Annotated in this window: 31 protein-coding genes; 15 read left to right on the top strand and 16 right to left on the bottom strand. The window is 48.1% G+C overall.

Annotated elements, in window-relative coordinates:
• Window position 1: 1 nt before the first annotated feature.
• Both XMM383_RS00220 and XMM383_RS00215 read left to right on the top strand, forming a co-directional pair.
• Complete coding sequence (locus XMM383_RS00220) at window positions 2-1,003, top strand: nucleoid-associated protein (RefSeq protein WP_173494314.1); 1,002 nt, start codon at window positions 2-4, stop codon at window positions 1,001-1,003.
• 3 nt (window positions 1,004-1,006) lie between these two features.
• Window positions 1,007-1,273, top strand: a complete 267-nt coding sequence (locus XMM383_RS00215) for a hypothetical protein (RefSeq protein WP_173481997.1) — start codon at window positions 1,007-1,009, stop codon at window positions 1,271-1,273.
• Between the two features lie 15 nt (window positions 1,274-1,288).
• On the opposite strand, the gene XMM383_RS00210 is transcribed toward XMM383_RS00215, so the two are convergent.
• Both XMM383_RS00210 and XMM383_RS00205 read right to left on the bottom strand, forming a co-directional pair.
• Complete coding sequence (locus XMM383_RS00210) at window positions 1,289-2,095, bottom strand: replication protein P (protein ID WP_173483238.1); 807 nt, start codon at window positions 2,093-2,095, stop codon at window positions 1,289-1,291.
• Window positions 2,013-2,807 (bottom strand): DnaT-like ssDNA-binding domain-containing protein, encoded by a 795-nt coding sequence (locus tag XMM383_RS00205; protein ID WP_173483239.1) that lies wholly within the window; start codon window positions 2,805-2,807, stop codon window positions 2,013-2,015. The genes XMM383_RS00210 and XMM383_RS00205 overlap by 83 nt, the downstream gene beginning before the upstream one ends.
• Before the next feature lie 141 nt (window positions 2,808-2,948).
• On the opposite strand from XMM383_RS00205, the gene XMM383_RS00200 reads away from it, so the two are divergent.
• From XMM383_RS00200 to XMM383_RS00190, 3 genes are read left to right on the top strand one after another with little or no spacing between them, the layout of a single operon-like run.
• Entirely contained in the window at window positions 2,949-4,457 is a 1,509-nt protein-coding gene (locus XMM383_RS00200; RefSeq protein ID WP_173483240.1) for a thymidine phosphorylase family protein, read from the top strand.
• A 7-nt stretch (window positions 4,458-4,464) separates the two neighbouring features.
• Window positions 4,465-5,355 carry a ribose-phosphate diphosphokinase gene (locus XMM383_RS00195; protein ID WP_173489072.1) on the top strand — a complete coding sequence of 297 codons (891 nt, stop codon included), beginning with the start codon at window positions 4,465-4,467 and terminating at the stop codon, window positions 5,353-5,355.
• The gene (locus XMM383_RS00190; protein ID WP_173489071.1) at window positions 5,355-5,930 is read left to right on the top strand and encodes an alpha-ketoglutarate-dependent dioxygenase AlkB; all 576 of its coding nucleotides are present in this window, start codon (window positions 5,355-5,357) and stop codon (window positions 5,928-5,930) included. The genes XMM383_RS00195 and XMM383_RS00190 overlap by 1 nt, the downstream gene beginning before the upstream one ends.
• Here the strand turns inward: XMM383_RS00190 and XMM383_RS00185 are convergent.
• A complete protein-coding gene (locus XMM383_RS00185) occupies window positions 5,910-6,344 on the bottom strand; it encodes a flavodoxin domain-containing protein (protein ID WP_173494313.1) in 435 nt (144 codons plus the stop codon). The two genes, XMM383_RS00190 and XMM383_RS00185, sit on opposite strands and share 21 nt — an antisense overlap.
• 168 nt (window positions 6,345-6,512) lie before the next feature.
• Here XMM383_RS00185 and XMM383_RS00180 point away from each other — a divergent pair, with 168 nt between their 5' ends.
• From XMM383_RS00180 to ppiC, 3 genes are all read left to right on the top strand, one after another.
• Window positions 6,513-7,184: a DUF4395 family protein gene (locus XMM383_RS00180; RefSeq protein ID WP_173494312.1), complete on the top strand. Its 672-nt coding sequence runs from the start codon at window positions 6,513-6,515 to the stop codon at window positions 7,182-7,184.
• 73 nt (window positions 7,185-7,257) lie between these two features.
• The gene (dauA, locus tag XMM383_RS00175) at window positions 7,258-8,958 is read left to right on the top strand and encodes a C4-dicarboxylic acid transporter DauA (protein ID WP_173494311.1); all 1,701 of its coding nucleotides are present in this window, start codon (window positions 7,258-7,260) and stop codon (window positions 8,956-8,958) included.
• A 40-nt stretch (window positions 8,959-8,998) separates the two neighbouring features.
• Entirely contained in the window at window positions 8,999-9,277 is a 279-nt protein-coding gene (gene ppiC / locus XMM383_RS00170) for a peptidylprolyl isomerase PpiC (RefSeq protein ID WP_173483246.1), read from the top strand.
• Window positions 9,278-9,279: 2 nt separating this feature from the next.
• Here the strand turns inward: ppiC and XMM383_RS00165 are convergent, their stop codons facing one another.
• Complete coding sequence (locus XMM383_RS00165; protein ID WP_173482007.1) at window positions 9,280-10,068, bottom strand: DUF3530 family protein; 789 nt, start codon at window positions 10,066-10,068, stop codon at window positions 9,280-9,282.
• 234 nt (window positions 10,069-10,302) lie between these two features.
• Between XMM383_RS00165 and XMM383_RS00160 the strand changes: the two genes are divergently transcribed.
• Window positions 10,303-10,662, top strand: coding sequence for a hypothetical protein (locus XMM383_RS00160; RefSeq protein WP_173482008.1), 360 nt, complete (start codon window positions 10,303-10,305; stop codon window positions 10,660-10,662).
• A 4-nt stretch (window positions 10,663-10,666) separates the two neighbouring features.
• Here XMM383_RS00160 and XMM383_RS00155 read toward each other — a convergent pair whose 3' ends face one another.
• A complete protein-coding gene (locus XMM383_RS00155) occupies window positions 10,667-11,209 on the bottom strand; it encodes a hypothetical protein (RefSeq protein WP_173494310.1) in 543 nt (180 codons plus the stop codon).
• A gap of 152 nt (window positions 11,210-11,361) precedes the next feature.
• On the opposite strand from XMM383_RS00155, the gene XMM383_RS00150 reads away from it, so the two are divergent.
• Together XMM383_RS00150 and XMM383_RS00145 are read left to right on the top strand one after the other, a co-directional pair.
• Window positions 11,362-11,937: a rhodanese-like domain-containing protein gene (locus XMM383_RS00150; protein ID WP_173494309.1), complete on the top strand. Its 576-nt coding sequence runs from the start codon at window positions 11,362-11,364 to the stop codon at window positions 11,935-11,937.
• A 102-nt stretch (window positions 11,938-12,039) separates the two neighbouring features.
• Window positions 12,040-12,570 carry a hypothetical protein gene (locus XMM383_RS00145; RefSeq protein WP_173483250.1) on the top strand — a complete coding sequence of 177 codons (531 nt, stop codon included), beginning with the start codon at window positions 12,040-12,042 and terminating at the stop codon, window positions 12,568-12,570.
• On the opposite strand, the gene XMM383_RS00140 is transcribed toward XMM383_RS00145, so the two are convergent.
• The 4 genes from XMM383_RS00140 to XMM383_RS00125 are packed head-to-tail and all read right to left on the bottom strand — an operon-like array spanning window position 12,567 to window position 15,372.
• Window positions 12,567-13,367 (bottom strand): amidohydrolase, encoded by an 801-nt coding sequence (locus tag XMM383_RS00140; protein WP_173494308.1) that lies wholly within the window; start codon window positions 13,365-13,367, stop codon window positions 12,567-12,569. The two genes, XMM383_RS00145 and XMM383_RS00140, sit on opposite strands and share 4 nt — an antisense overlap.
• Window positions 13,355-14,506: a methionine aminotransferase gene (locus tag XMM383_RS00135; RefSeq protein WP_371744222.1), complete on the bottom strand. Its 1,152-nt coding sequence runs from the start codon at window positions 14,504-14,506 to the stop codon at window positions 13,355-13,357. The genes XMM383_RS00140 and XMM383_RS00135 overlap by 13 nt, the downstream gene beginning before the upstream one ends.
• Window positions 14,507-14,515: 9 nt before the next feature.
• Window positions 14,516-14,890, bottom strand: a complete 375-nt coding sequence (locus XMM383_RS00130) for a hypothetical protein (RefSeq protein WP_173482013.1) — start codon at window positions 14,888-14,890, stop codon at window positions 14,516-14,518.
• On the bottom strand, window positions 14,890-15,372 hold the full coding sequence (locus tag XMM383_RS00125) for a DUF2489 domain-containing protein (RefSeq protein ID WP_173494307.1): 483 nt from the start codon (window positions 15,370-15,372) through the stop codon (window positions 14,890-14,892). The genes XMM383_RS00130 and XMM383_RS00125 overlap by 1 nt, the downstream gene beginning before the upstream one ends.
• Before the next feature lie 18 nt (window positions 15,373-15,390).
• Between XMM383_RS00125 and XMM383_RS00120 the strand changes: the two genes are divergently transcribed.
• The 3 genes from XMM383_RS00120 to XMM383_RS00110 all read left to right on the top strand — a co-directional run bounded on the left by XMM383_RS00120 (window position 15,391) and on the right by XMM383_RS00110 (window position 18,047).
• Window positions 15,391-15,630: a hypothetical protein gene (locus XMM383_RS00120; protein ID WP_173482015.1), complete on the top strand. Its 240-nt coding sequence runs from the start codon at window positions 15,391-15,393 to the stop codon at window positions 15,628-15,630.
• Between the two features lie 83 nt (window positions 15,631-15,713).
• Window positions 15,714-17,192: a SulP family inorganic anion transporter gene (locus tag XMM383_RS00115; RefSeq protein ID WP_173482016.1), complete on the top strand. Its 1,479-nt coding sequence runs from the start codon at window positions 15,714-15,716 to the stop codon at window positions 17,190-17,192.
• 9 nt (window positions 17,193-17,201) lie between these two features.
• On the top strand, window positions 17,202-18,047 hold the full coding sequence (locus XMM383_RS00110) for a universal stress protein (protein ID WP_173482017.1): 846 nt from the start codon (window positions 17,202-17,204) through the stop codon (window positions 18,045-18,047).
• A gap of 62 nt (window positions 18,048-18,109) precedes the next feature.
• Here the strand turns inward: XMM383_RS00110 and XMM383_RS00105 are convergent, their stop codons facing one another.
• The 5 genes from XMM383_RS00105 to XMM383_RS00085 all read right to left on the bottom strand — a co-directional run bounded on the left by XMM383_RS00105 (window position 18,110) and on the right by XMM383_RS00085 (window position 23,644).
• Complete coding sequence (locus XMM383_RS00105; RefSeq protein ID WP_173482018.1) at window positions 18,110-18,448, bottom strand: carboxymuconolactone decarboxylase family protein; 339 nt, start codon at window positions 18,446-18,448, stop codon at window positions 18,110-18,112.
• 83 nt (window positions 18,449-18,531) lie between these two features.
• Complete coding sequence (locus XMM383_RS00100) at window positions 18,532-19,320, bottom strand: sulfite exporter TauE/SafE family protein (RefSeq protein WP_173482019.1); 789 nt, start codon at window positions 19,318-19,320, stop codon at window positions 18,532-18,534.
• A gap of 28 nt (window positions 19,321-19,348) precedes the next feature.
• On the bottom strand, window positions 19,349-20,665 hold the full coding sequence (locus XMM383_RS00095) for a sulfatase (RefSeq protein WP_173482020.1): 1,317 nt from the start codon (window positions 20,663-20,665) through the stop codon (window positions 19,349-19,351).
• The gene (locus XMM383_RS00090) at window positions 20,662-22,599 is read right to left on the bottom strand and encodes a TRAP transporter fused permease subunit (RefSeq protein ID WP_173494306.1); all 1,938 of its coding nucleotides are present in this window, start codon (window positions 22,597-22,599) and stop codon (window positions 20,662-20,664) included. The genes XMM383_RS00095 and XMM383_RS00090 overlap by 4 nt, the downstream gene beginning before the upstream one ends.
• A gap of 64 nt (window positions 22,600-22,663) precedes the next feature.
• Window positions 22,664-23,644: a TAXI family TRAP transporter solute-binding subunit gene (locus XMM383_RS00085; protein WP_254442903.1), complete on the bottom strand. Its 981-nt coding sequence runs from the start codon at window positions 23,642-23,644 to the stop codon at window positions 22,664-22,666.
• 100 nt (window positions 23,645-23,744) lie between these two features.
• Here XMM383_RS00085 and XMM383_RS00080 point away from each other — a divergent pair, with 100 nt between their 5' ends.
• Window positions 23,745-24,665 (top strand): LysR family transcriptional regulator, encoded by a 921-nt coding sequence (locus tag XMM383_RS00080; RefSeq protein ID WP_173494305.1) that lies wholly within the window; start codon window positions 23,745-23,747, stop codon window positions 24,663-24,665.
• Between the two features lie 6 nt (window positions 24,666-24,671).
• Here XMM383_RS00080 and lipA read toward each other — a convergent pair whose 3' ends face one another.
• Together lipA and lipB are read right to left on the bottom strand one after the other, a co-directional pair.
• Window positions 24,672-25,649, bottom strand: coding sequence for a lipoyl synthase (lipA, locus tag XMM383_RS00075; protein WP_173482025.1), 978 nt, complete (start codon window positions 25,647-25,649; stop codon window positions 24,672-24,674).
• On the bottom strand, window positions 25,646-26,236 hold the full coding sequence (gene lipB / locus XMM383_RS00070) for a lipoyl(octanoyl) transferase LipB (RefSeq protein ID WP_254442908.1): 591 nt from the start codon (window positions 26,234-26,236) through the stop codon (window positions 25,646-25,648). Before lipB ends, lipA begins: the two co-directional genes overlap by 4 nt.
• Window positions 26,237-26,273: the final 37 nt, after the last annotated feature.

Genomic DNA, 26,273 nt, shown 5'->3' with positions numbered 1-26,273 from the left:
AATGAACAGTGTTCGCGCTATCGCTCACCGATTAACTCGTCAAACTGGTGATCAGTCATTTCACCTAAAAGAGCAACCTATTGGGTCAGAACTGAATGCCCGAAAACTGCTGAACGAAATCGATCAAGTATTCACACGCAGGGCCACCAAGCGTTATGGCCGTTTTGCGGATGAGGCAACGAGCTTCAAAGGACTCCTGCTGAACTGGCAAGAGAAGGGTCTGGACCTGACTCAATTCAGTTCCAAAGTGATCGAGCTGTTAGCGGTGATGTTTGAGAGTGAGGATTTAGAGACGGATGGTTACTGGGCGTTCATCGAGCAAGATGAAACTGACCTGCACGAACTCTGGATAGCTCAATTAAAACAGTCCGACGGATGGTGTTTTGATGAGAGCAATGAGCTGATTGAATCAGAACAGCTTGAGTTTTCAAAAATGGGGCTCTGTTGCTGCATCGATCTAAAGCGCCTGTTTGACCCTAGTGCCAGTCGCTACCTAACCTTAGGCTTCGGTTTTGGTGACCGCTCCGCCACTCGAGCTTTGGCTGAGTTTATTGGCTTCTTCGATACTGTAGATACTCAAGCTGACACAGAACGCTTCATGGAGGTGGTTCGTGACTACAGTGCCAATATGCCGGAAGAGTCTGGTAAACGTTATCAGAAAGAGGTCGCCGAGTTCTGTATAGAACAATCCAAAGCGGGTGAGTCCGTAAGTTATCGTGACCTAACTGCCTCTGTTGAAAGTGACCAAGAGGTTGGGTTTGATCAATACATCGCCTCTGAAGCCCCAGAACTTAAAGAGCAGTTCATTCCCGATCGCGCCAGTCTGAAAAAATACGTTCGCTACACCGGCAGAACGCGTGAGGTATCGATCAGCTTCAGCAACGAATCCCTCGGGAAATCGATCTCTTTCGATCCAAACAGTGAAACTTTGACAGTAAAGGATCTACCTGCGAACCTGATCAAGCAGCTCAAAGAGCAACTCGAGCCAGAGACTAAGGAGTAACCGATGCACTTTTTCATCATCATCGCGGGGGTCGCTTTCTTCATCTATTGGAAGTTTTTTAGACCACGCCAATTAGAAGTATTTATCGTTTCGGTCATTGCCACAATGATCACCATGACGCTGGTCGCGATTGTATTTGATGATGTGAAATTGGGCTTTCTCTTTTCAGTATCGATTCTGGGGTGGAGTAAACTGTTTGACCAACTGATCAGCGATCAAAATGCCTCGAAAATGTCGAAGCACCTTAAACGCTTTCTTGGAAGAAAATAGTTCTCTTGAATCTGACTATTGAGTAGTCGGCAGCGTCCAACCACGATCTTGAGCCGTTGCTAAACTCTGCTGGTACTGTCGCGAACGGACATTAGAGCCCTCAGGCAAGGTCAAGTAATAGAGCAATTTGCAGGCTTCAGCCTCATCGATCTGATGGGTTTTAGCAAACTCGAGCATGGTGGTTGCATGCGTCACTTCGCTTTTGGCTTCAATCGCAACAGGCACTGGTTGATCAATCGTCTCACCAGCACGCACCCGCTTTGAAATCATATCGTAGTAGTATCGAAAACGTGGGTAGATATTGGCTTCCGCCTCCCCTCGAATCTCATACCAACCGGTCTGCTTGGCCGCCTCATAGACAGCAGGGTGAGACCAATCGTGATGATGATCGCCCGCGTATCGACAAGCCTCTTGGTAAGCTTCATAACTGCTAGGAAGACCAAAGTCTGCTCCAACCTCTTTTAGTATGTTGAGGAACTCTGAGATGGATGGCATCCAAGCTAAGGTCTCTTTACAACGATTAATAGCCGCTACCAGTTCATTTTCACCATAGCCAGAGATGCTCATTGCCCACTCACGTTTGGCAATCATAATCTCCTGCTCGGTTTCAAAAGCACTTTTGAATTTATGGCCATAGATCGCCATGAAACGAGCAAACACCATGTTGACCATCGCTTTGGTCTCTTGGCTGATCAGCTCGCGTTGCGGCGCCTCATGTTCCGGCGTACTGAGTGAGCGATTACCAGTCGAGGTTTTTGAGGTCCATGACGGCTGCGGTAACCCGTTTTCGGTTTTCCCGAGTATCTCGTCGACTTTTTTCATGCTGCCCACCGGCTTGTGAAGATTCGTTAAAACGTTCAGCTTTAGCCGAACGGCTCTCTTGATCACGAACGGCACGTTTTACCCAGGCTAAGAATTTCTGGTTCCAAACGCTCTGGTGATCAAGTTTATCCAGATAGTAGAGTGTAAATTCATCAAGATGCGATTCCGCAAATCGAGCTTCAATACCATGCTGCTGAAGCAACTGATAGAAACTCTCATCAGGCCTCCAAGAGACATCCATACGAATTTGAAGTTTGCGTTTTTGTTCAGCCGCTTCGAAAATTTCGTCCAACTCATTGGTTGATCGACGCCAGCCACCACCAAAACTGGGCGGCACGTTCCGTCTAGAGTTTGGCAAACGATGAGTTTGAGGTCGAGCAGCTGTCGCCTGGATGGCTGCAGGCGCTTGTTTTGTCGCAGGCGTTGCTACGGATTGAGAAGCTCCCTTTTCAAAACTAATCAGCAGTTGATCATCAGATACTTGCAGACCAAACAGGGATTCAGATGCCAGCGTGTAAAGATGCTCAAGCAACTGTGCCTCACTCCAGAAGGGGCAGCGCTCCTGCAACGCAGACAATGAGAGAGTTAACTCATCTGCTTTGACAATAAGGCGGTACTGTTCAATCAGACCCAACAGCAGCGCACCATCCACACCATACTTGGATGCTAGGGATGGGGAGACAGATAGAGGCTGTTCGGGTAGATCGTTCATCAATACACTCTCAAAGTTGATCAATTATTTTAACAGCGCCGATTGATCCATAACAGTAGAAACCTCATTACTGTTTGAACTCTTGTGGAAAGTATCCCGTTTTTAAGTAGACTGAATTTAGTCTTAGTATAAGAGTGACCTATGTTTCCAGAGAAAATGAATCCCTTAAGGGCACGCCGTTTAGGGATTGATACACACCACGAACCCAACATCTACCTTCGTTCAGACAGTTCTGTCTGCAAATCGGAAGGGTTTAACAGCCTAACGCGCGTCCTCGTCTCGACAGAACAGAATCACATGATCGCCACGTTGAATATCGTGACGGGAGACCTAATTGACGAGGGGGAGATCGGACTCTCTGAATCGGCTTGGGAGAAACTTAAACTGATAGGACATGAGTCCATATGGCTGTCTCACCCAAGGCCTGTTCATTCGCTGTCGCATGTGCGATCAAAGGTCTATGGCCATAAATTAAATGAAGAGCAGTTTAGCGAAATTATTAATGACATCGTTGATGAACGTTACGCTGATGTTTACTTAGCCGCCTTTATTACCGCCTGTGGTGACGACAAGTTAGATGATGAAGAGATCACCTCTCTCACGCGCGCAATGATCAATGCTGGAAGCACTATTGATTGGGGGCTGGATCAGGTCCTAGACAAACACTGTGTGGGTGGTTTACCCGGCAACCGCACCACGCCCATTGTGGTCTCCATATTAACGGCTGCAGGCTTAACCATTCCCAAAACCTCTTCACGAGCAATCACCTCGCCGGCCGGTACCGCTGACACCATGGAGACGCTCACAGATGTCAGTCTCACCTTAGATCAGATGCGAGAGGTCGTTCACTCGGAAGGAGGTTGTTTAGCCTGGGGAGGGTCCGTGAGGCTGAGCCCTGCTGACGATCTACTCATTCAAGTAGAACGCGCACTCGATATCGACAGTGAAGGACAGCTGATCGCCTCTGTTTTATCAAAAAAAGTAGCCGCAGGCGCGACCCACGTTTTGATCGACATTCCAGTAGGGCCAACCGCTAAAGTTAGAGATGATGAAGCCGCCGATAAGCTAGCAAACAGTTTTAAACGAGTGGCTGATAACTTAGGTGTCACCTTAGCCATTGTTAAGACAGACGGGACTCAACCGGTCGGTGAAGGAATTGGACCCGCTCTTGAAGCGCGAGATATTGTCCGAGTTTTAAAATGTGATGAGCAAGCACCTCAGGATCTGCTAAATCGCGCGGTCTACCTTGCCGGTGCAATGCTCGATTTAAGCGGTAAAGTATCACCTGGCGAAGGTGAAAAGCTCGCCAGAGAGTTGGTTACAACGGGGAAAGCTTGGGAGAAATTTGTTGCCATCTGTCAGGCGCAAGGCGCTTTTAAAGAGCCACCTATAGCCCACTATCGTTACGAAATGTTAGCGGAGAAGGATGGCACTCTCGCCACTGTTGATAATCGTATCCTAGCCAAAGTCGCCAAGTTGGCCGGTGCGCCAGCTGATGCGGCGGCGGGGGTTGATCTACACGTTAAAGTAGGCGATCTGATTAAACGTGGACAACCCATGCTAACGATTCATGCTGAGCACATTGGCGAGCTCAACTACGCAGTTGATTACCTGCAATCACATCTACAAATTTTAACCTTTGGTGAATAGGTGACTTATGAAAAACTCCATTCTATTTAATCTATCTCCAAGCCACCCTATTCCGGAAAAACTCGCTGAAACCACCGGTCTACCCTTGGGTCAATTTGAAATCCGTCACTTCCCTGATGGGGAGACGTTTCTCAGGGTTGATACCGACGTAGCACAATCCAACGTGGTTATTTTCTGCGACCTATACCAACCCAATGAGAAACTGTTTCCACTACTCAGTTTTGCAGAAAATGCGCGCGAGCTAGGCGCTAGCAATATCTGTCTGATCACACCCTATCTTCCGTATATGCGGCAAGATAAACGTTTTCATACGGGCGAATCGATCACCTCTAGACACTTTGCTAAGCACCTATCCCTCGCCTTTGATGCACTGATAACGGTCGATCCACACCTACATCGTTATCCAACACTGGATGCGGTTTATACACTCAACGGAATGGTCTGCACGGCGCAAACGGTGATTACCGAGTTCCTAAAAACGCAAACCGACAACTTATTATTGATCGGCCCTGATGAAGAGAGTGAACAGTGGGTAGCTGCCATCGCCAACGCATCTAATCGACCCTATCAGATCCTGTTGAAAGAGCGATCAGGTGATTACGATGTCTCTGTGACAGAGCCTGAACTGGCCCAATACATAGGCTATCGTCCTGTATTAGTCGATGACATCATCTCCAGCGGAAGAACCATGCTAGCGACCATTGAACACTTGGAGTCAGCGGAGATGGGTAAACCTTTGATCATCGGAGTCCATGGTATTTTCGCTAAAGATGCATATGCACTATTGAAAGGTATTGCCGAAATTCACAGCTGCAACAGCATCGTCCATGAGACAAATTCCTTAGATCTGACACCGGTCATAGCCGATCAACTGCTAAGATATCTTAAACAACTGTAATGAGTAGTCGTTTGAACGCTGAGCTGATCGAAGGTTTTCTCAGTTCGACTGAAGCAGATGAGTTGCTCATGGAGCTCACAAACACCTTAGAGTGGCGCCAAGAGAGTATTACCCTTTATGGAAAAAGCCACCCTATTCCAAGACTGCAGTGCTTTGTAGCATCAAAAGGTGTTGGTTATCGCTATTCTAATCTGACGATGGAGGGTAGCGGCTTTCCGAACATTCTCGAATCCATTAAAGACAAAATCGAGTCAACGGCCAACCACACATTTAATGCCGTTCTTTGTAACCTCTATCGAGATGGGCATGACAGTATGGGGTGGCACAGTGATAACGAGCCAGAACTGGGCGAACAGCCTGTCATCGCGTCACTGTCACTAGGGAGCTCTCGCACCTTTCGATTTAGAGATCTAAAGAGTAGAAAAGAGACCGTCGACTTTGAACTCAGCCACGGCTCTCTGCTGATCATGAACCCTGGAGTTCAAGAGTATTGGGAGCACTCAGTGCCAAAACGTCTTCGCGTTAAACAACCGAGAATCAATCTAACCTTTCGACTAATCGATCCAGCTCGCTAGCCAACGCATAACAGGTTCTGCTGGCTCAGGATCTTTATTGGCATCAACATAGAGCGGCTCAACCAACGATTGAGCCTTCAGATTTGAAAACACTTCAAACAGTCGTTTGGCCGCCCCGTTGAAATAGTCATAACTTGAATCCCCTAACCCTACCAATGCAAATCGCTGATGGGTTAAATTGGGCTCTTCATCTAATAGATCACAGTAGAGCGGCATCAAACCGTCTGGGATGTCTCCCATTCCTGTCGATGCCGTCATAATCAGCAGGGAAGCTGATGGATCAAGATCAGAGAGCTCGGGTGTATCTAGCCATTCACACTGATGTCCCTGAGTGGTCAGAAATTCCTGACACTCATCAGCCAATTCAATAGTTGAACCATAAACGGTACCGACGATGACTTGAAACTTAGACATCCAATAACCCTGCTGGAGAGCCGCTTATATTAGCAAAGTTAATAAATAACCAAGAGATCTATAACCAAACTAGTTAAGAAAAACTTAACCTAAGCAGCATCTATTATTAACGCTTATACCTAGCCTATTATTAGGAACAGTTAATATAAAAACAATAGAGGATCACTGATGAGAAACCCACTGTTTCACCCAATGAGTTACGACATGGTCAACGACAATGTTGTTAGAACACGTGCCGCTTTTCTGTTCTTAGTACCCGTCTCTATATTAGTCATCTTCTACAACACGATCAATGGTTCGGCTTTCATTGTTGATCCCAGCACACTGGAAGATACTTGGGATACCAACATGGCTGGGCAGATCATCTACTCCGCTGAGGTCGTTCGCCAGGTCTACGACTGGACCCCACAAACTTACCTATTGCTCTATGTCCTTTGGGAGATGGTGCTAAGTCAAAGCAAACGCACCGCCTGGCTCTGCCCCCTGTTCTGGATTGCCGGTGCTATGAACCGTCACCACAAGCCAGTCTACCGCCCATACCAGCCTAAGAAGTTTGCTTGGAAGATTGGTACCGCACTGGTTGCCGCCTGCCTGCTGTTCTTCAACCCGGTACCGGTTGCCGAATTTGTAAACAGCCTCACAGGAAGTGAACTGCTGACAACTACTCAGAACTGGATGCCTCGCTGGACCCCTCTGGTGACCATTCCTCTCTGTCTAACCTTCATGTGGCTTGAAGCCGCTGCAGGTTGGTGTGCAGGCTGTTGGTTCCACTCGGTGCTGGTAAAAGTTGGTATCTTCAAAGAGCACTGTGACACCTGTGTTGACAGCAGCAACGACTAAAAGACGATAGCTAGTTCACTCAAAACCTTATAAATTGTGAGGATCTTATACGATCTATACGGTCCTCACTGACATGCCACATCGATCACGTTTTAATTCGGTACTCCCTTTCACTGCTCTGCGTGAGGTCTTTAAAGAGGGGTACCGTTTTGATCATTTCATCAAAGACCTACTCGCCGGTTTAACTGTCGGTATCATCGCCATTCCGCTCTCTATGGCACTCGCCATTGCCAGCGGTGTACCTCCACAGTACGGTCTCTATACAGCGATCATTGCCGGTATATTGATCCCTTTAACCGGTGGCTCTAGATACAGCGTTTCAGGCCCAACGGCTGCATTCGTAGTCATACTCTATCCAGTTGCTCAAAGTTACGGCTTGAATGGACTTCTGCTAGCTACGCTTCTGGCCGGTTTGATCATGCTCACGCTCGCTTTCGCGAGGTTAGGTCGGTTGATTGAGTATATACCCGAACCGGTGACTCTCGGCTTCACCAGTGGCATTGCCGTCGTTATCGCAGTATTGCAACTCAATGATTTCCTAGGCCTTCATATAGCTGAAATGCCTGAATTCTTCTTTGCCAAGCTTGTCACCCTGTTTGACCATCTTCCTGCCATTCACACCGGGGAGCTCGTTGTCGGGGTGGTGACACTAGCCTCATTGATCATTTGGCCAAAATTTAAAACGCCCATCCCAACCTATCTTCCAGCAGCCATTGTCGGAACCCTAGCGGCTTTTCTCTGGGGCTTTAACGAGATAGAGACTATTGGCACCCGTTTTCACTATCTATTACCGGATGGCACCTCTGGAGCCGGCATACCTCCTGTTTTACCCAGCCTAACTTGGCCATGGCAGCAACCTGGCCCTAATGGCGTCCCTCTTGATTGGAACTTATCGCTGGTCATTGAGCTACTGCCAGCGGCGTTCTCAATCGCTATGTTAGGTGCTATTGAGTCACTGCTCTGCGCTGTCGTGCTGGATGGCATGAGTCAAAAAAGACACCACTCCAACGGAGAGTTACTGGGTCAAGGGATCGGCAACCTAGTAACGCCTTGGTTTGGCGGCATTACAGCAACCGCTGCCCTGGCTCGATCGGCCACTAACTATCGAGTTGGGGCGGTCTCCCCGATTGCGGCCATAATCCACTCGCTGGTCGTATTGGCAGCTATCCTATTGCTCGCCCCTTGGTTAGCGAAGATTCCTATGGCTACCATGGCCGCAATGCTCCTTCTGGTTGCTTGGAACGTGAGTGAAGCGCCCAAAGCGATTAAGTTAGTACGACAGGCCAATTTGGGTGATGTATTGGTTCTGCTTAGCTGCTTCTCGCTGACCGTCATCTTTGACATGGTGATCGCCATTTGCGTGGGCGTCGTGCTAGCGGCACTGCTCTTCATGCGAGACATAGCACAGATGACCCAAGTAAAAGATATCAGTGGCGTGCGTAAACATGTCCCTAGGCCGCTCTCTGAAAGAACCGCCGTATACAAAATCAACGGTCCGCTTTTCTTTGCTGCCGCTGATCGAGTTTTTGACCAACTGGAGCACCTAAGCCAAGGAAAACAAAAAATCATCTTATACCTAGATGGTGTATCGATACTGGATGCCGGCGGGCTGTCGGCACTTGAACGTTTCATTGAACGTCGAATTCAGGATGGCTGTGAAATCGTTTTGGCAGATCTGCAGTTTCAACCGTTAAAAACTGTCTCTCGATCTGACCTGACACCTCTACCGAACCATTTAAGTTTTACCGCCACCTTAGCAGAAGCGCTAGAGTAGATCTGATAGAATACACAACATAACCATTTCGAGAGAGACTATGGCCACCGCATCTGCAGTACACATTTTGGTAAAGACCAAAGAGGAAGCTTTGGCGATATTAGCTGAGCTTAAAAAGGGCAAGAAGTTCGATCAGCTCGCTAAAAAACACTCTATCTGCCCATCAGGCAAGAGAGGCGGTAGCCTCGGTGAGTTTCATCGTGGCGATATGGTCAAAGCCTTCGATGATGTGGTCTTTAAGCGCCCGATCTTAAAGGTACACGGCCCTATCAAAACCCGTTTTGGCTACCATCTAATTAAGACCCTTTACCGTAACTAAGGTCAAAGCCTATCTAACCAACCAGAAACAGTGTCGACCAACTCAGATTTATGTGTTTTGAAGTAGTGCTCTGCCCCTTCAACAACCAGCTGTGCCGACTTTGGATTACCTGCTTTTTCCAGCATAGCCAGACGCTCTGGCGCTTTTCTGATAACAGCCGGGAAATCTTCACTGCCATAAAGGTCTAAGACTGGCATTGGCATTTTATCGAGCTGAAAAGGTTCTACCATCGGTTGTTTGTAATCGGTGGCTCCCATCCCGATTCCGACATAGGCATCAAATGAGGCTAAGCTCGCTTCAGGTTGATTCTTAATCCAGCGCTGCGCCATGTGTGAACCACAACTGTGAGCGAGCAAAACAACTTGACCACCCTGCTCCTTAGCAAACTCAGTCGCAGCCTGGAAACGTGGGGCAGCTTCATCAAAGATATCGACGTAGTCAAAATACTTAGCGCTCTTTTCCAAAACCGGAAGTTGAATGCTGAGGGTATTCCAACCCGCTTCAACCAAACCCACTCGCAAAGGGTTTACAACGCTCTCCCAGTCGGCGTGATAACCACGTCCATGAGCGATGATCACTGTCCCTTTTGGCTCGTCGGCCTCCATAAAGATCGCTAGAAACTCCCGATCACCGTCACTGAGTTCTATAGGGTCGCCATCAAAGATGACATCAACTATTTCATCCACCATCCGTTGTTCACGCTCAAGATCAGGGACTCGTTGAGCATGAGCGACAGTGGCAAGCATCGATACCCACAGTGTAAATGCTAACGGGAAGGTAGATAGGCGCATGACAAACTCCTAAGATGAATCAGACAGATTAACTGTATTAAAGCAGAATACGAAAAGGTGTAAATATTGAGTCACTTTTAAAATAAATTAATAACTTAGGGAACTTTTCAGGAAAACCTGTCTCTATATAGATAAGTGTCACAATGTTCATTAATGGTACAAAAGCAAAGTCAAATGAGAATCATCGCAACCTCTTTAATCTGCTCAACACTGCTGGTAAGTGGATGCTCAAGCGTGAGTTACGACACGGCTCATAAGCTACGTATCAATGGCGATGTAGTCACTGCCCAATGTGAATCATCCATGTCAACGGTCACAGAGCATGAGAAGTTAAAATGGGGACGTAACATTGCAACGCCTATTTTGACGGTAGCGACCGTGGGTTTGGCACCCATCATCATCGGTGCCAATGCAGCCTTGGACTATGTCGATCGCAAAAATGCTTCCAATATGTTGGAGAGTTGTGGCAAGAATCCACTCAATGAAGAGCAGATACTTGCGGATGTTGGCACTAACGCCATGGTAAACGTCGCATTAGGCGCGGTTGATGTGGGTGGTGTGCTATCACCTGTTAGCTCAAACGCCGCGAACTAAGTTTCTACTCTGTGCCCAATCGATACGCATCGTGGCAGGCTACACACTGCGACGTAAGATCGGCCATTTTCAGAAAAATCTCCTGACTATCTTCAGTAATCTCCGAATCCCTGAGCGTCGTCGCTAACGCGTTCGCTTTTGTGTGCATCCCGTGACCCAACATCTGCATTCCAGGAGGCATGTACTCTCGAGCCGAATGCAGACCATTGGCGCCGTGACTGTTGCCAAAACCAAGGTGCTGCTCAATCGCTTCTGCAGCCTTAACATAGTCTCCAGAGGCCACATTTATTAGGGCTAGGTTTACCCCCCTCAGGTGGTCTCGCATGTTCTGCAAAGTGAGATGGTATTCAGCTTCAGGAAACAATACGAGTTCTCTCTGGTCATTGACGACAGGTGTAGCCTCCTCTTCAGATATGCCGAGATGCTTCATCATCATCTCGTGATCATGTTGAGTCATTTTGCTGTGATCAACGGACATCTCTGCCATTGAGTGACTAGAAGCCGTCATCAAAAACAGGGCTAATGAGAGTGGAGTCAGTTTTTTCATGCCAGGACCTACGAAGTAATTATTCGATCAAAGAATAATAGCAGAGGTTAAAAATTAATAAGACTTTTCCAAAGCAGAAGAGGATAATGGTAATAAGACTCTTGTTTATGGTTATAAAAAGTAAGAGTCGCTATTAACACTGAGGAAAGATCATGAAAAAGCTTTTAAGCATCGCTACCGCTGCAGTATTTGCGGGTACCACATTAACTGCAATCGCCAGCGACGAAAACATCCAGCTATGGGACAAAATGAACGCGTATACCGTTGAACTTGAAGACGGTCCAATGGAGATCACTCGAGTTAAAACTCCACCTGCGTTGATTAAGGGTTACCTACAACCTATGGTTCCAGCAGAAGGTGTCACGCCAGTTGGTGAGATCGATGTAATCGAAGCGATTGGTAAAGAGAACAACATGATCGTTGATATGCGAATGAAAGATCACGTTCTTCAACTAGGTACCATCCCTGGATCTATCAACATTCCATACACTGAAGTTGCCATGAACATGGATCAATTCGGTTGTGAGAAAGAGGGTGAGGGTTGGAGCTGTGCAGACGTTACAACTAAGATCTACGCTTTCTGTAACTCAAGCACCTGTCCACAAAGCCCAAGCGGCATTCGTGCCATGATCCGTGAAGGCTACCCAGCAGAACTGATCTACTACTACCGTGGTGGCTACCAAGATTGGACCATTCATGGACTTACAACGGTTGAGGGTGAACTCTAATCGACAGAGTGAGCTGATAAATATTCTAAAGAGGCCTTAGGGCCTCTTTTTTTATTCCTGTTCAATGAATAAAATAGGCTAAATTTTGATCAGGAACATGAATTGAAAAACTACTCTCTAAAAGCCCTTATTATCTCAGCCGTGTTATTGGCCAGCGGCGCTCTCAAAGCCGATGATTCTGCTAGAGCCTTCTACCAACTTGCCGAGAGACCGGTCACACTGATTGATATGGGCTTTTACAGACTCAACCTTGATCTAGATAAGCAGTTAATCCCGAATATTGCTGATCTTCTTAATACCCGAGACGAGCAGATTGGCATGCGCGCCTACCTCTCATCTTCTCCTGAAACCGATATTATTTTAATCGTTGAGACACGCCTTAAGGGTGCGTTTGATGATTCCCGAAGCACGCGCAAAGCAAAAGCACTGTGCGACAAAATTACCGCTGAATCCGCACTCTATTTCTTTAGAAATCCTTTAATCGATTACTTTCAGACATTTGACCCATTTGAAGAGCCACTACCTAAGGAGTTAGCGGGTCATCTTGAAAGCGCACTTCGCCTCAGTGCGATTGTACCCACCAAAGAGGGGTTACCTGAGTATCGTTGCATGCGCCCGCTTAAACTTCGTTAAAGCTCAACGATTCGGCGCTTAACACCGCTCAACGTAAACGCATCACGATCGGCGGCCGCCGGGAAGCGAGATCGATATTCCATAAGATCGTCTTTATTCAGCGAAACAGATTCGATCGTTACTTGAAACGGTTCACTCTCTTTTAACAGCTCCCCATCAAACGAGATCACCTGGCTGTCGCCAGAATACTCTAGTCCATTTCCGTCCGTACCGACTCGATTGACTCCAACAACATAGGCTAGGTTTTCCACGGCTCGCGCCTGAAGCAGAGAGCGCCACGCGACTCTTCTAGCAGCCGGCCAGTTAGCCACATAGAGAAGCAGATCATACTCATCACAATTTCTTGACCATACTGGGAAACGAAGGTCATAACAGACCAGTGGCATAATTCGCCACCCTTTATAGTGAATAATGACGCGCTCTTCACCGGCCGTGTAGTGATTGGGCTCATCACCCATAGTGAACAGATGGCGTTTGTCGTATTTAGCGACACGCCCCTCAGGGGTGATAAATAGGAAGCGATTTCGAAACTCCCCTGCCACAGAGACGGAGAGACTGCCTGCCAGAGCTTTCCCGCTTTGAGACGCGAGTTCAATCAGCCATTGTAAGTTCTTACCATCAATCGGTTCTGCACAGGTTTCAGGTGACATGGTAAAACCTGTCAAAAACATCTCAGGCAGAACGACTATATCGCAACTATCTAAAGCTAATATCTGCTCATCGATAGCCTTACGGTTGGCCTGAGAGTCCTCCCAAGCAAGATCGATCTGAAAATAGCTCAGCGTTAAATTCGACATAGGCGTTCAATCGCTTTATCAAGGGTGTCATCAGCTTTGGCGAAGCAGAGACGAATACAACCTGTCTGCTCACCGTTTGAGTAGAACGGAGAAAGAGGAATGGCTGCGACACCCACCTCATCAATCAAACGCAGTACGAATTGATCATCAGGCTCATCGCTGATCTCAGTGTAATCAACCAACTGAAAATAGGTACCACTCGAGTTGAGCAGTTTAAAACGGCTGTTTTGCAGCCCCTTAGCCAATCGATCGCGTTTTTGCGTAAAGAAATCCGGCAGTGTTCGTGGGTAGTCTGGCTCTTCAACCATAAAGTCCGCTATCGCATGTTGAATCGGGGTGTGGCTAGTGAATGTAACGTACTGGTGAACCTTGCGCAGCTCTTTGGTTAATGGCGCAGGTGCAACACAATACCCAGTGCGCCAGCCTGTGACGTGATAGGTTTTGCCGAACGAGGAGACAATGAACGAACGCTCAATCAACTCTGGATGAGTATTCACACTTTGATGCACCTGTCCGTCATAGACCAGGTGCTCGTAGACCTCATCACTGATGATCAATATGTCGGTGCCCCTGACAACGTCTGCCAGCGCATCTAAATCGGATCGCTGCCAAATAGATCCCGTCGGATTATGTGGCGTGTTAATGATGATCATACGGGTTTTAGAGGTGATGGCTGCTCTTACCTCGTCCCACTGCACCGAAAAGTTGGGCGGTAGCAACTTAATGTGAACCGGCACTCCACCATTAATCTCAATGGCAGGATGATAGCTATCATAGGCGGGATCAAAGACGATCACCTCATCACCGGGCTGAATCACGGAGGTAATCGCTGAGTAGATCGCCTCTGTAGCACCTGGCGTTACAGTCACTTCATTGGCCACATCCAAATCACGACCATAATAGTTTTTCACTTTGAGTTTAATCTGTTCCAACAGTTTGGGAACACCGGCCAAAGGGGCGTATTGATTGTTGCCTGAGGTAATCGCACGACCAACACCGTCTAGTAACTTCTGTGGGCCTAGGTAATCTGGAAAGCCCTGTGACAGGTTGATTGCCTGTTTTTCAGCCGCTAATGCAGACATTGTTGTGAAGATGGTTTCACCGACAGAAGGCAGTTTAGTTTTGGGGTAGTTCAGCACGTTTGGCTCCTAAAACTCTCGTATTGTGGGCTCTTTTTTTATCGCTTTTTTTAACCGTTCGAGAACCTCTGCAATGCGCTCTCGACCTTTTCGATCATATAGATAGTTGGCGAGACCTTCACTCGCTTTTTGTTCGCCATCAAGTCCTTCATGTATCCTGAGGCAATCAATCCTTGCCTCTTCCAGTAGTGGATCTGACTGTATTGGCAAGCCTAGAAAGAGATCCCACTCGGTCACTTTGGCTTCCCCAGAGAGCACACGTTCAAGTAGATTGATCACCGATCCTCTTGTTGGACGATAACTGGGTGTTCTGCCAAAGGTCAGTGCCGCGACCAACAGTAGAGTTGCCAGCAGAGTAAAGATAAATACTGGCAGTATGGACATCAGTGCACCCTATGCATCTCATGATCAATCAGACGTTGAGCCGCGGCGTGGATTCTTTCTTGGCATTCAGCCTCCACTTTCAGCATCTCCATCTGAAATTTTCGCTGTGACTGTTTATCCAAGGCTTTCCAATCTTGAAGGATAGGAATGTGGGAGGTTTTACCATAGACCTCTTCGATCACTTGGTAGTCAGGGTCTTGATGCAGCGATGCGTCATAATTATCAATCATCACTTTTAGACGCATGCACCCCTCTGTCAAAGTGATCTTGTCATCGTGCAGTATGGCATTAGAGATGATACGAATACTCTCTGTTAGGTAACGTCGATTGGCTGCTGCCTCTACCGCCAATTTCTCCTCTTGCTCGGCTAACTGACGCGTTATCTCTCGCTGTTCACGCAACTGTTTGGTGATAAACCAGGCCAGCAGTGCTATGGCTATCACACCAAGTAAAATCAGGGTGTATACTAGACTCTCGTTCATGTTCACAAATCCATTACCATGTTAATTCTCGATTCAAACGCACAGCTGGGAACTCTTATTGAAGAGCTCTACTTAAAACCAACCGGGATGACTGCAGAGCAAGCTGCTGAGTTATGCGGTCTCGATACGAAAGAATTTAGCGCTATTCTAGCCGGTGAGCTGCCAATGAACCACAAAAGAGCACTCGCTCTTTCTCGTGGTTTTAATACTCATATCAGTTTTTTTCAGAACTACATCCCTAGCAAATCCGATCAATAACTCAAAACCGGCCGACCACCGACAAACGGCTTGAAAGCTGATAAAATTGCGGACTTTCGTTTTTCAATACCCTGAAGGTCCCAATGAGCCCATCACTACACTACAACTGGTTCTCTAACGTACGTGGCGACATCCTCTCTGGTTTGGTTGTTGCTTTGGCTTTGATTCCAGAAGCGATCGCCTTCTCGATCATTGCAGGCGTTGACCCAAAAGTCGGCCTATACGCCTCTTTCTGTATCGCTGTCATCACCGCATTTGCCGGTGGACGCCCGGGCATGATCTCGGCCGCCACGGGGGCCATGGCCCTACTGATGGTCACCTTGGTGAAAGAGCACGGCCTTGAATACCTCCTGGCAGCAACCCTCTTAACAGGTGTTATTCAGATTGGTGCCGGTTATCTTCGCTTAGGCTCGTTGATGCGTTTTGTATCACGCTCGGTAGTGACTGGGTTTGTAAACGCTCTGGCGATCTTGATTTTTATGGCGCAGTTACCTGAGCTGATTGATGTCACTTGGCACGTCTATGCAATGACAGCAGCAGGCTTGGTGATTATCTACACCTTCCCCTACCTAACCACTAAAATCCCATCACCACTTGTCTGCATCCTTGTTTTGACCGCGGTTTCAATGGCACTGGGACTGGATATTCGTACGGTAGGCGATATGGGTGAACTGCCTGACACACTTCCTATTTTCTTATGGCCAGATGTGCCTCTGACACTAGAAACACTGTGGATCATCCTTCCCTACTCACTACCTCTTGCAGTCGTAGGTCTTCTTGAGTCTCTTATGACCGCCACCATCGTTGATGATCTTACTGACACGTCAAGCGATAAAAACCGTGAGTGCAAAGGCCAAGGCCTTGCCAACATCGGTGCTGGCCTGTTTGGTGGCATGGCAGGCTGTGCGATGATCGGCCAGTCAGTGATCAACGTGAAATCAGGTGGTCGAACACGCCTATCAACACTGATCGCAGGTGTGGTTCTGCTAATACTCGTTGTTTTCCTAGATGAGTGGGTCTCGCAGATTCCTATGGCGGCACTGGTGGCCGTGATGATCATGGTCTCTATTGGAACCTTCTCTTGGGAGTCGATCTTTAACCTACGCAAACACCCAATGTCGACCAACATCGTCATGTTGACGACGGTCGCCGTCGTTGTGGCGACTCACAACCTAGCCTTTGGCGTCTTTGCCGGTGTGCTGTTAGCGGCCCTATTCTTTGCCAACAAAATTGGTCAATTCCTCTACATTGGCAAAGAGGATGGCGAGGGCGAAAACCATCGTGTCTATCGTGTTGTCGGCCAGGTATTCTTCAGTTCAAGTGATAAGTTCACCGCTGCGTTTGATTTCAAAGAGGACACAGATCGTGTCACCATTGATCTATCACGTGCACACTTCTGGGATTTAACTGCCGTCGGCGCACTGGATAAGGTGATTCTTAAATTCCGTCGTGAAGGGATTGCGGTTGATACCGTTGGTTTGAACGAGGCGAGCGCGACCATCGTGGATAAATTCGCCGTACACGACAAACCTGATCAGATCGATGAGCTGATGGGACACTAAGGAGTATTTATGACTCAAGTTGTAGCCTGTATTGATGGCATCGGTGAACGCTCAGAAGCCGTGTGTGACACGGCCGCTTGGGCGAGCCGAGTTCTTCAAGCACCTCTTAAGCTTCTGCACGTTCTAGATAAACGTGAATTCCCAACGGAAGAGAAGAGTCAACTCAGTGGCACCATTGGGCTCGGTGCCCGCGAGTCTCTTCTAGAAGAGCTCGCCTCTCTTGATGAGCAGCGTGGTCGCATTGCCCGTGAACAGGGTCGTGTCATGTTGAATGCCGCTCTAGAGAGAGCCAACCAAGACCGCGCATTCGAACCCTCAACCTCACAACGTCATGGCGACCTGCAGCAGACCCTTGAAGAGGAGCAGTCAGATACTCGTCTGCTCGTGTTAGGCAAAGGCGCGCATGGGGATGCAATGGGGGTTCATATCGAACCGATCATTCGCGCACTGCATCGCCCTATTCTGATTACAGATACAGCACTGGTTGAACCCAAGCGTTTTATGATCGCTTACGATGGTAGCAAAACCGCTCGTAAAGCTCTGGATATGGTTGCCAAAAGCCCACTGTTAAAAGAGGCTGATTGTGAGCTATTAATGGTAGGGCCAGCGACATTCGACTTTAAACAGGAGTTGGAGATCGCTGAAAAGGTCCTAGTGGAGGCTGGCTTTAATGTGAATGCCACATTAGCGGCAGGTGAAGCAGAAGAAGTTATTCTGGAGCATGAGTCTAAGACGGGTTCAGAGCTGCTGGTAATGGGCGCTTACGGACACTCGCGTATCCGCCAGATGCTGGTTGGCAGTACCACTACCTCACTTCTAAGACGAACACCGACGCCCGTCCTTCTGTTGCGTTAGTCTTATCTGTTTTTGATAGCATTGCCTAGGAGGTTTAATACCCTCTTAGGCAATGTACATAATTACTTTTGAGCTTGATACTGCTCGAACGCCTCGATTGCTTGTGCACCATAGACCATTGAAGGTCCACCGCCCATCAACATAGCAACCCCAATCATATCGTCAAGCTCTTCTCGAGTAACACCAGCGTTGGTCGCGGCATTCATATGGTAGGCGATACAGCCATCACAACGGATCGCAATTGCAATGCCCAGCGCAATAAGCTCTTTCGTTTTAACATCCAACACCCCCTCTTTCATGGTGCCTTGATGCAACGCAGCAAAGCCTTTTCGCGCACCGTTCGGCAGCTTAGCGGCAAATTCATTAAGGTGATCGCGATATTCTGGGTAGTTATGACTCATAGCCTGCTCCTAAATTAAGTTAGAAGCAGAATAGAGAAGTGGGTAGGAAAGGTATTGAGATAGGTCAGTTAAATTAGAATTCCCTAAATTAAGTGCATAGATTCTAATAGGGCTTCAACTAAACCGATCAGGGCCAGACCAATAAAGAGTCCCGTTATCCGTTTAATCGACTCTTCACTAAAACGTGAAAAGAGCTTAGAGGCCAACGGCAAAGAGACCACACAGCCGACCATCAAGGAGGCCACCAGTGCATAATCCATGACACCGCGGCTACCAAAGGTGATTGAGACTGCCAGTGATAGAATCAGTCCAACAGGAATCGACGTCGCTACGGCAGATTTTACAGAGAGCCCGCCAGATGAAGAGAGTGCTGGAACCACTAGGACTCCGCCACCCACACCCGTAAGACCCATCAAAAAACCAGTGATACCACTGAGCCAAGAGAGGCTGAGTCTGCTTAAATATTCTTTAATCCGTTTAGTAAACATCGAAGCGAGAGAGAGCAGGCCAGCAAGAAGAACGAGTAGCATCAGCACTCGATCCACTGTCACTCTCATCTCTGGATCCGAAACGAGTGTTAAGCTCAAGGCACTGAGGATGGTGACCGGCAAGCATAGGTAGAGAAACTTTCGACCAACCGTCCAGTTAACCCCACCCTGCTTCGCATGACCAACTGTCATCAACACCTTCGCTAAAAAGGCAAAGAATGAGCCACTGGCAACCGCCAATGTTGGATCCAGATTAAACAGAACAATCAGGGAGGGAACCACCAGAACGCCAGCGCCAACACCCGATAAAAAGATCAGCATCGAGAAGAAGAATCCTGCCACAATTGCATAAGGATCCAGACTACTGAAGAGAGAGAGTTCCATCACATTGTCCTAAATTAAAAACCGCAGCTTATCGCTGCGGCATATCTGCTCGACCATAACCCAAACTAACAGAAGCATCGTCAGGGATGCTTGGAATAGTATCATTCCAATCCATCCAAACTTGACGCATCTCAGCCAGTTTATCTGGATAGTTCTTAGCTTGGTTCGCACGTTCGCGTGCATCGTTGACGACATTGAATAGATACTCATGCTCATCAACTTTCAGGTATTTCCAATCGCCCATACGGTAGGCACGCTGATCACGGTGATTCATACGCCAGAAGAGAGGACGTTCAAAGCTCTCAACTTGACCCGTTAGAACAGGTGTCAAATCTACTCCGTCCGTTGCGTAGCTTGGGTCCGCTTCGCCGCCACCGATCTTCATCAGAGTGTATGACCAATCCATTGTCATACAGTGCTGAGTCGTTTTCTGGCCAGCCTTAATGCCCTTAGGCCAACGAACCACCCAAGGGACACGAATACCGCCCTCTGTTAGGTCCATTTTACCGCCGACCAGAGGCCAGTTATCGGAGAAACGCTCACCACCGTTGTCGCTGGTAAAGACGATCAAGGTATCCTCTGTTAGGCCCTGCTCTTCAAGCGCAGCCATGATGTTCCCGATCCCCTCATCCATGTGGTGAATCATACGTTGATAGGTATGAATGTTACCGCCATCAAGATGGAAAAGATTGGTGATGTTTTTAGAGACCTCTTCGTCGTCGCGCGTCTCCCAAGGCCAGTGTGGCGCCGTGTAGTGAAGACTTAGGAAGAAAGGTTTACCGTTTTTCGCATCATCAGCTTTACGGTTTACAAACTGAACCGCACGCTCTGACAATAGATCCGTCAAATAACCCGGCTCATGGTGCTCCTCTTCATCAATGTAGAGGTCATGGTCACCCTTACCACTGACATGGCTAAAGTAATCTACACCACCCGCCATAATGCCATAGAACTCATCATAGCCCGATTTGAGTGGGCTGAAATGAGGTGGGTAGCCAAGGTGCCACTTGCCGATTAGACCCGTGTTGTAACCCGCTTTTTTTAGCTGTGAAGGCAAGGTTGGGATTTCTGGTGGTAAGCCTAAACGGGGGTCACCTTTTGATCGACTGTTGATTGGCTCTTCCAATGCACCGCGCAAGCGGTACTGATAAGCCATAGTCATTAAGGCAAATCGTGTGGGTGAACAGACGGGGGAGTTCGCATAACCGTCGGTAAAGATCATACCCTCTTCTGCCAAGCGATCGATGTTTGGAGAGATCATGCCAAACTGTGCTTCACGACCACCGTAACAGCCTAGATCTGCATAACCCAGATCATCAGCAACAATGTAAATAATATTGGTCATAGTGCCCCACCTTCCTTAATAAGGCTGTTAAATCCAAGAATACGACGGTGAGCAAGCAGGATAAGAACCGCTCCACCAAGACCGACTAGATCCCAGTAACCGTCAGGAACAAACATCAACACGACACAGTTGATGCGCAGTGCAATTTCGAAGATATTCAGTTTTGATTTATCAAAACCGATCAGTGCACTTGAAAGAACTGGAATGCTGACAATCAGTTTCAACATCAACCAGGCCCAAGGCAGCCAAGCGAACTGAATATTCTCTTGATCGACACTCAACATCATAGGGTTGTAAGCAAACATGAAAGGTATCAAGAAGATCATGATACCGATTCGAGAGGCATCAACGGATGTCTTAATCGGTTTACCCCCTGAGATGGTGGCTGCAGCATAGGCCGCTATTGCAACGGGTGGGGTGATGGCTGAACCCACTGCGATCATGAACACAAACATGTGAGCCTTTAGCGTGTCCAAACCGAGCATCTGCATCGCTGGAATCGCGATTGTTGCTACCGTTACATAAGCGGGTAGCGTTGGCATACCCATACCCAAGATCACACACCCGACTGCCGCAACAATCAACGAAATCATCAATGAATCGGTCACCACTGAGTTTAGAAGTACCCCAAATTTGACCGGCACACCCGTTGCTGAAAGCGCTGAGATAACAATTGAGACCGCCGCAATCGCCATTAAAAGGCCTGCGAAGGTGGATCCACCATCCGACAGACACTTAATCAAACGAGCAGGCTGTTTACGAATCTCAGGGTTAATGAAACTCAATGGGAATAGCAGTGCTAGAGCGGTAATCGAAGCGCCCGATGGTGACATACCTCGAATCAGTAGAACAACGATCACAAGCAGCGGGCCAAAAATCATTAGAAGATTAAGGTAGTCCTGTCTCTCTGGAACTGGAGTATTGGCAATATCCTCTTCGTTAGGCTGAATTCCCAAACGCTTAGTCTCGAAGTAGATCATCGTGCAGACACTGACGTAATAAGCTACAGCTGGTACTAATACAGCTACGATAACCGTCAGGTAGCCAACACCTGCAAAGTCCGCCATGACCAGTGCAGCGGCACCCATGATAGGTGGCATAATCTGACCACCAGAAGAAGCCGATGCCTCTACAGCGCCAGCAAAACTTTTCGTGAAGCCACGACGCATGATCATTGGGATGGTCACGACACCGGTGCCGACAACATTAGCTACTGCACTGCCCGACACGGTACCAAACAGGCCCGATGACATGACCGCTGCATAGGCAGGGCCACCCGCAGTGCGACGCATCCAGTAGAATGCGATGCGAATCATCGACTCACCGGCACCAACGCCCTCTAAAACGGCACCTAGAATGATGAATGGGAATACTGTTGTAATAACGATTGAGAAGGTACTTCCCATAATGCCTGTATCAAGCGAGAAGAGTAGATTCTGCGCCAACATCTCTTCGATACCGCTGTTAACAGTACGTAAAGGCCCCGGCCAAAGGTGCCCTGTCCACATATACGCAATTCCGATCACCCCAAGGATTGCAACCGGAATGCCCCAAATACGCCAACAGAAAAATAGAGCACCTGCAGCCGAGCAAACTGCGACCCACATCTCGTATGAGCCAAATAGGAACATTGCATCATCAATATCGCGCGCGACGAAATAGAACTCGAAGCTACCCCAGAAGAGGCCAGCAGTAGCTGCCAATCCTGTAAGAAGAACCCACCATGGCGTTTTCTTGCTTGAATCAGCCAGATCAACCAACACCATCGCTACACAAAGTGCGAAGAAGGTAGGTCGGAACCAGTGCATAGGGAAAGGCCCTAAACGGAAATCACCAATAGCTGGAAGGATATTTGCAAGGCCGTAGAAGGCCACCACAATACCCAAAACAAAAGCGATCGACTTTTGCACAGTAGCTGCGAGAGAAGTATTCATAATTAAGACTCTAAATAAGCGAGGCAAAGCTGCCCCGCTTTATAGGTAACGAGTAACTGAATAATTACTTAAGGTTTGCAGGAACTTCAATACCCTGCTCTTCGTAGTACTTGATAGCACCAGGGTGAAGTGGAGCAGTTACACCTGTAAATGGGCTGTACTTAACTAGGTGGTTAAGTAGACGGTTGTCTTTACCCATCTGCTCACGTGACTCCATGTAAACCTTAGTCATTGTGTAGGCAAGATCATCAGACATCTTCTCGTTCACACCGATAAACATCAGTGTTAGGAATGCGCCTGAATCAGTCTCATTAGCTTGATCTGGGTAGGTACCCGCAGGAACGACAGAAGCTTCCATACCCAATCCAGCTTTAGGCTGTGTACCTTCAGGAATTCCTAGGATCCGAATTGGACGCTTAAGGCTTAGCTCAGCAACAACCTGCGAGCCTACTGGGAAAGAACCTACGTAAACGTCAAACTGGCCATCCTGGAAAGCCTGAGCTGCAGCACCCCAAGGTGCTTTGATGCCCTCGTATGCATCTTTAGCTAGGCCACCCGCTGCTGCAAGAGAGGTGATCTGAGCGTTAGCAGCACCCGCTGGTGGACCGATGTATACGCGTTTGCCGGCTGCATCCTTCCACTCGTTGATGCCGTTATCAGCCCAAGTGATCGCGTGGTAAGTACTGCCAGGGAAGCCGTAGAGTGCACGCACAGTTTTAGCCATTTCAGCGCCTTTCTCAGCGCCCATCTTCTTGTAAGGGCCTTTACCTACTGTTAAGGCTTTAAAAGCGCCTGGTGGAATAACGGCTGAATCTAGTTTGCCCGTAGCTACTTTTAGTAGTGACTTAGTCAGTGTCTGACCCATCGCTAGCTGAACATTGACATCCTTATCAGCAAGGTAAGAGGCCATAGTCTGAGGCATTAGACCGACAACAGACTGAGCAGTTGCTGCTTCCATACTGATATCTGCTGCTTGTGCAGTAACTGACGCGAGGCCTAATGTAGTCGCAAGGACAGTTTTACGAAGTGCGTTCTTGAACATCATTTAACTCCAAGGGTTATTATTTTTAGAACTTAGCCAGTCTAGTAGATTGCTTATAAATGTGTAAAATGCATTTTTTAAATAGCCAAATTAAAAAAAACGTATGGATCCAAAACACCTCTATTATCTATCGGTGGTCCTTGAGAAGGGCTCTTTGACAGAAGCCGCTAAACATTTAGCACTGACTCAGCCAACCCTGACTCGCACCATGGCGACACTGGAGATGCAGGCTGGAACACAGCTGTTCAGCCGAAGTCGATACGGCGTTAAAGGAACTCCCGTTGGTGTCGCCTTGGCTCGTGAGGGTCGAACGATCAATCGAAGCATGGAGGCGGCACGATTTCATGCATCGCGTTACAGAATTGGTTTGGACAAAGAGATTCGCATTGGCATTGGTCCACTACTGTCGGCAACCATCATGCCAGACGCCATGAACTCACTGTTAGAGCGGCACCCTAAGGCCTCATTGACGATTGAAGTCTCTCGCCCAACGGCTGTCATTGATCATCTAATCGATAATCAACTGGATATTGCGATTGCACCCTCTGCGTCTGACAAAATGATACCTGGCTGTGACCGACAGCTCCTCTTTAATGATGAAATCGCCATCTACTGCAGTAAAAACCACCCTTTAGCCGACAAATCGGATTTAACGATTGAGGATTTAGCGGCAGCGAATTGGTTAAGTCTTGGCCACGGGTCACCTTTTGAACGTGAGGTGATGGAACTGCTTAAAGAGTCTGGTCTAGCAAAAATACGTACTCAGATTGTCTTTCGTAATGAGGGGTATCTTCTGTTAGAGACTCTTCGTCAAGGGAAGCATCTGGCGGTATTGCCCAACGTGCCGATGCAGGTATTTAAAGATTCTGAAGAGTTTAAGCGGATAGAGTTCAAACGAGAGCTATCTCAACCGAGAAATATCTATCTTTGGGCGCGTGAAGAGATGCTGGAGAATAGCATCTATGAAAGTATTAAAGAGGTGATGCTGGCACAAGCAAAGACACTCATCGCCAGCACTCAGTAGGATTAATTAGCCTACCTTTTCACCTTTGGCTTGTAGGTCAGCATGGTAAGATGAGCGGACCAATGGTCCACTGGCAACATGACTAAAGCCCATCTCTTTTGCCAACGCCTCAAACTCTGCAAACTCATCAGGTGTGACAAATCGATCAACCGGAAGGTGATCACGGCTTGGCTGTAGGTACTGCCCAATCGTAATCATGTTGACGTCATGTGCACGAAGATCCTTCATCACCTCAACAATCTCTTCGTTCGTTTCGCCGACGCCGACCATCAAACCAGACTTGGTACGCACTTCTGGACGCAGTACTTTGTAGCGTTTTAGAAGCTCCAATGACCAAGCATAATCAGCCCCTGGGCGAACCTGTTTGTAGAGACGAGGCACTGTTTCTAGGTTGTGGTTAAAGACATCGGGCGGAGTATCTTTAAGGATCTCCAATGCGATATCCATGCGGCCACGAAAGTCAGGCACCAGGGTCTCTATTTGAATAGAGGGCAGACGTTCACGGGTTTCACGAATACAGTCAGCAAAGTGCTGTGCGCCACCGTCACGTAGGTCGTCTCGGTCTACAGAGGTAATGACCACGTAACGAAGACGCATATCCGCAATCGCTGTGGCTAACTCAATAGGCTCGTCTGGCGATAAGGCATTAGGACGGCCATGTGCAACGTCACAGAACGGACAACGGCGAGTACAGATATCGCCCATGATCATGAAGGTCGCTGTACCATGAGTAAAACACTCACCTAGGTTTGGGCAGCTCGCCTCTTCACAGACCGACGCAAGTTTATGCTTACGCAGGGTATCTTTGATGCGCTTAACTTCAGCATTAGAGCCCATGCGGACACGAAGCCAATCAGGCTTACGTGGCATATCCTCTTTTTCAGTCGGTATTACCTTAACCGGAATACGTGCTAACTTTTCAGCGCCACGCAGCTTAACTCCCTGCTCCGCTACACCCTTAGGTTTGATTGTCTCTTCACTCATTCGCTATCCCATCCATGAATAGTGTGCCACTCTGCGTAGCCAATTGCGTTTGCCAGATATTGTACTAGTTCAGACCCAACCTTTTCTACTTTAGTCGCAGAAGGATCAAACCTTGATAACTGTGTCATCTGAAGCCCTGCATAGCCACAGGGATTAATTCGTAAGAAAGGCTCAAGATCCATATCGATATTGAGCGCTAAACCGTGAAAGCTACGACTCTTGCGTACGCGCAGTCCCAGTGAACAGATCTTGTCTCCATCGACATAAACACCCGGCGCATCTGGTTTTGCGGCGGCTATGACTCGATAATCCGCTAACAGAGAGACAACCGAATCCTCCATCAGTGTGACCAGATCTCTAACACCCAACTTATTACGTTTTAAATCAAGCAGTAGATAGATCACCAGTTGACCCGGCCCGTGGTAGGTAACCTGACCCCCTCGATCGACTTGGACGACAGGTATATCACCGGTGCCCAACAAATGCTCCGCTTTACCTGCCTGCCCCTGGGTAAAAACAGGCTCATGCTCTAACACCCAGAGCTCATCCGCTGTGTCTGCTGTCCGCTCATTAGTAAAAGCCTGCATCCTATCAAAGGCTTCTAGATAAGGCTGACGCCCTAAA

The sequence above is a fragment of the Marinobacterium sp. xm-m-383 genome, assembly GCF_013283255.1.
Classification (GTDB): domain Bacteria; phylum Pseudomonadota; class Gammaproteobacteria; order Pseudomonadales; family Balneatricaceae; genus Marinobacterium_E.
Note: the sequence above shows the minus strand (reverse complement) of the source record. Positions and strands in the feature narration are given on the sequence as shown.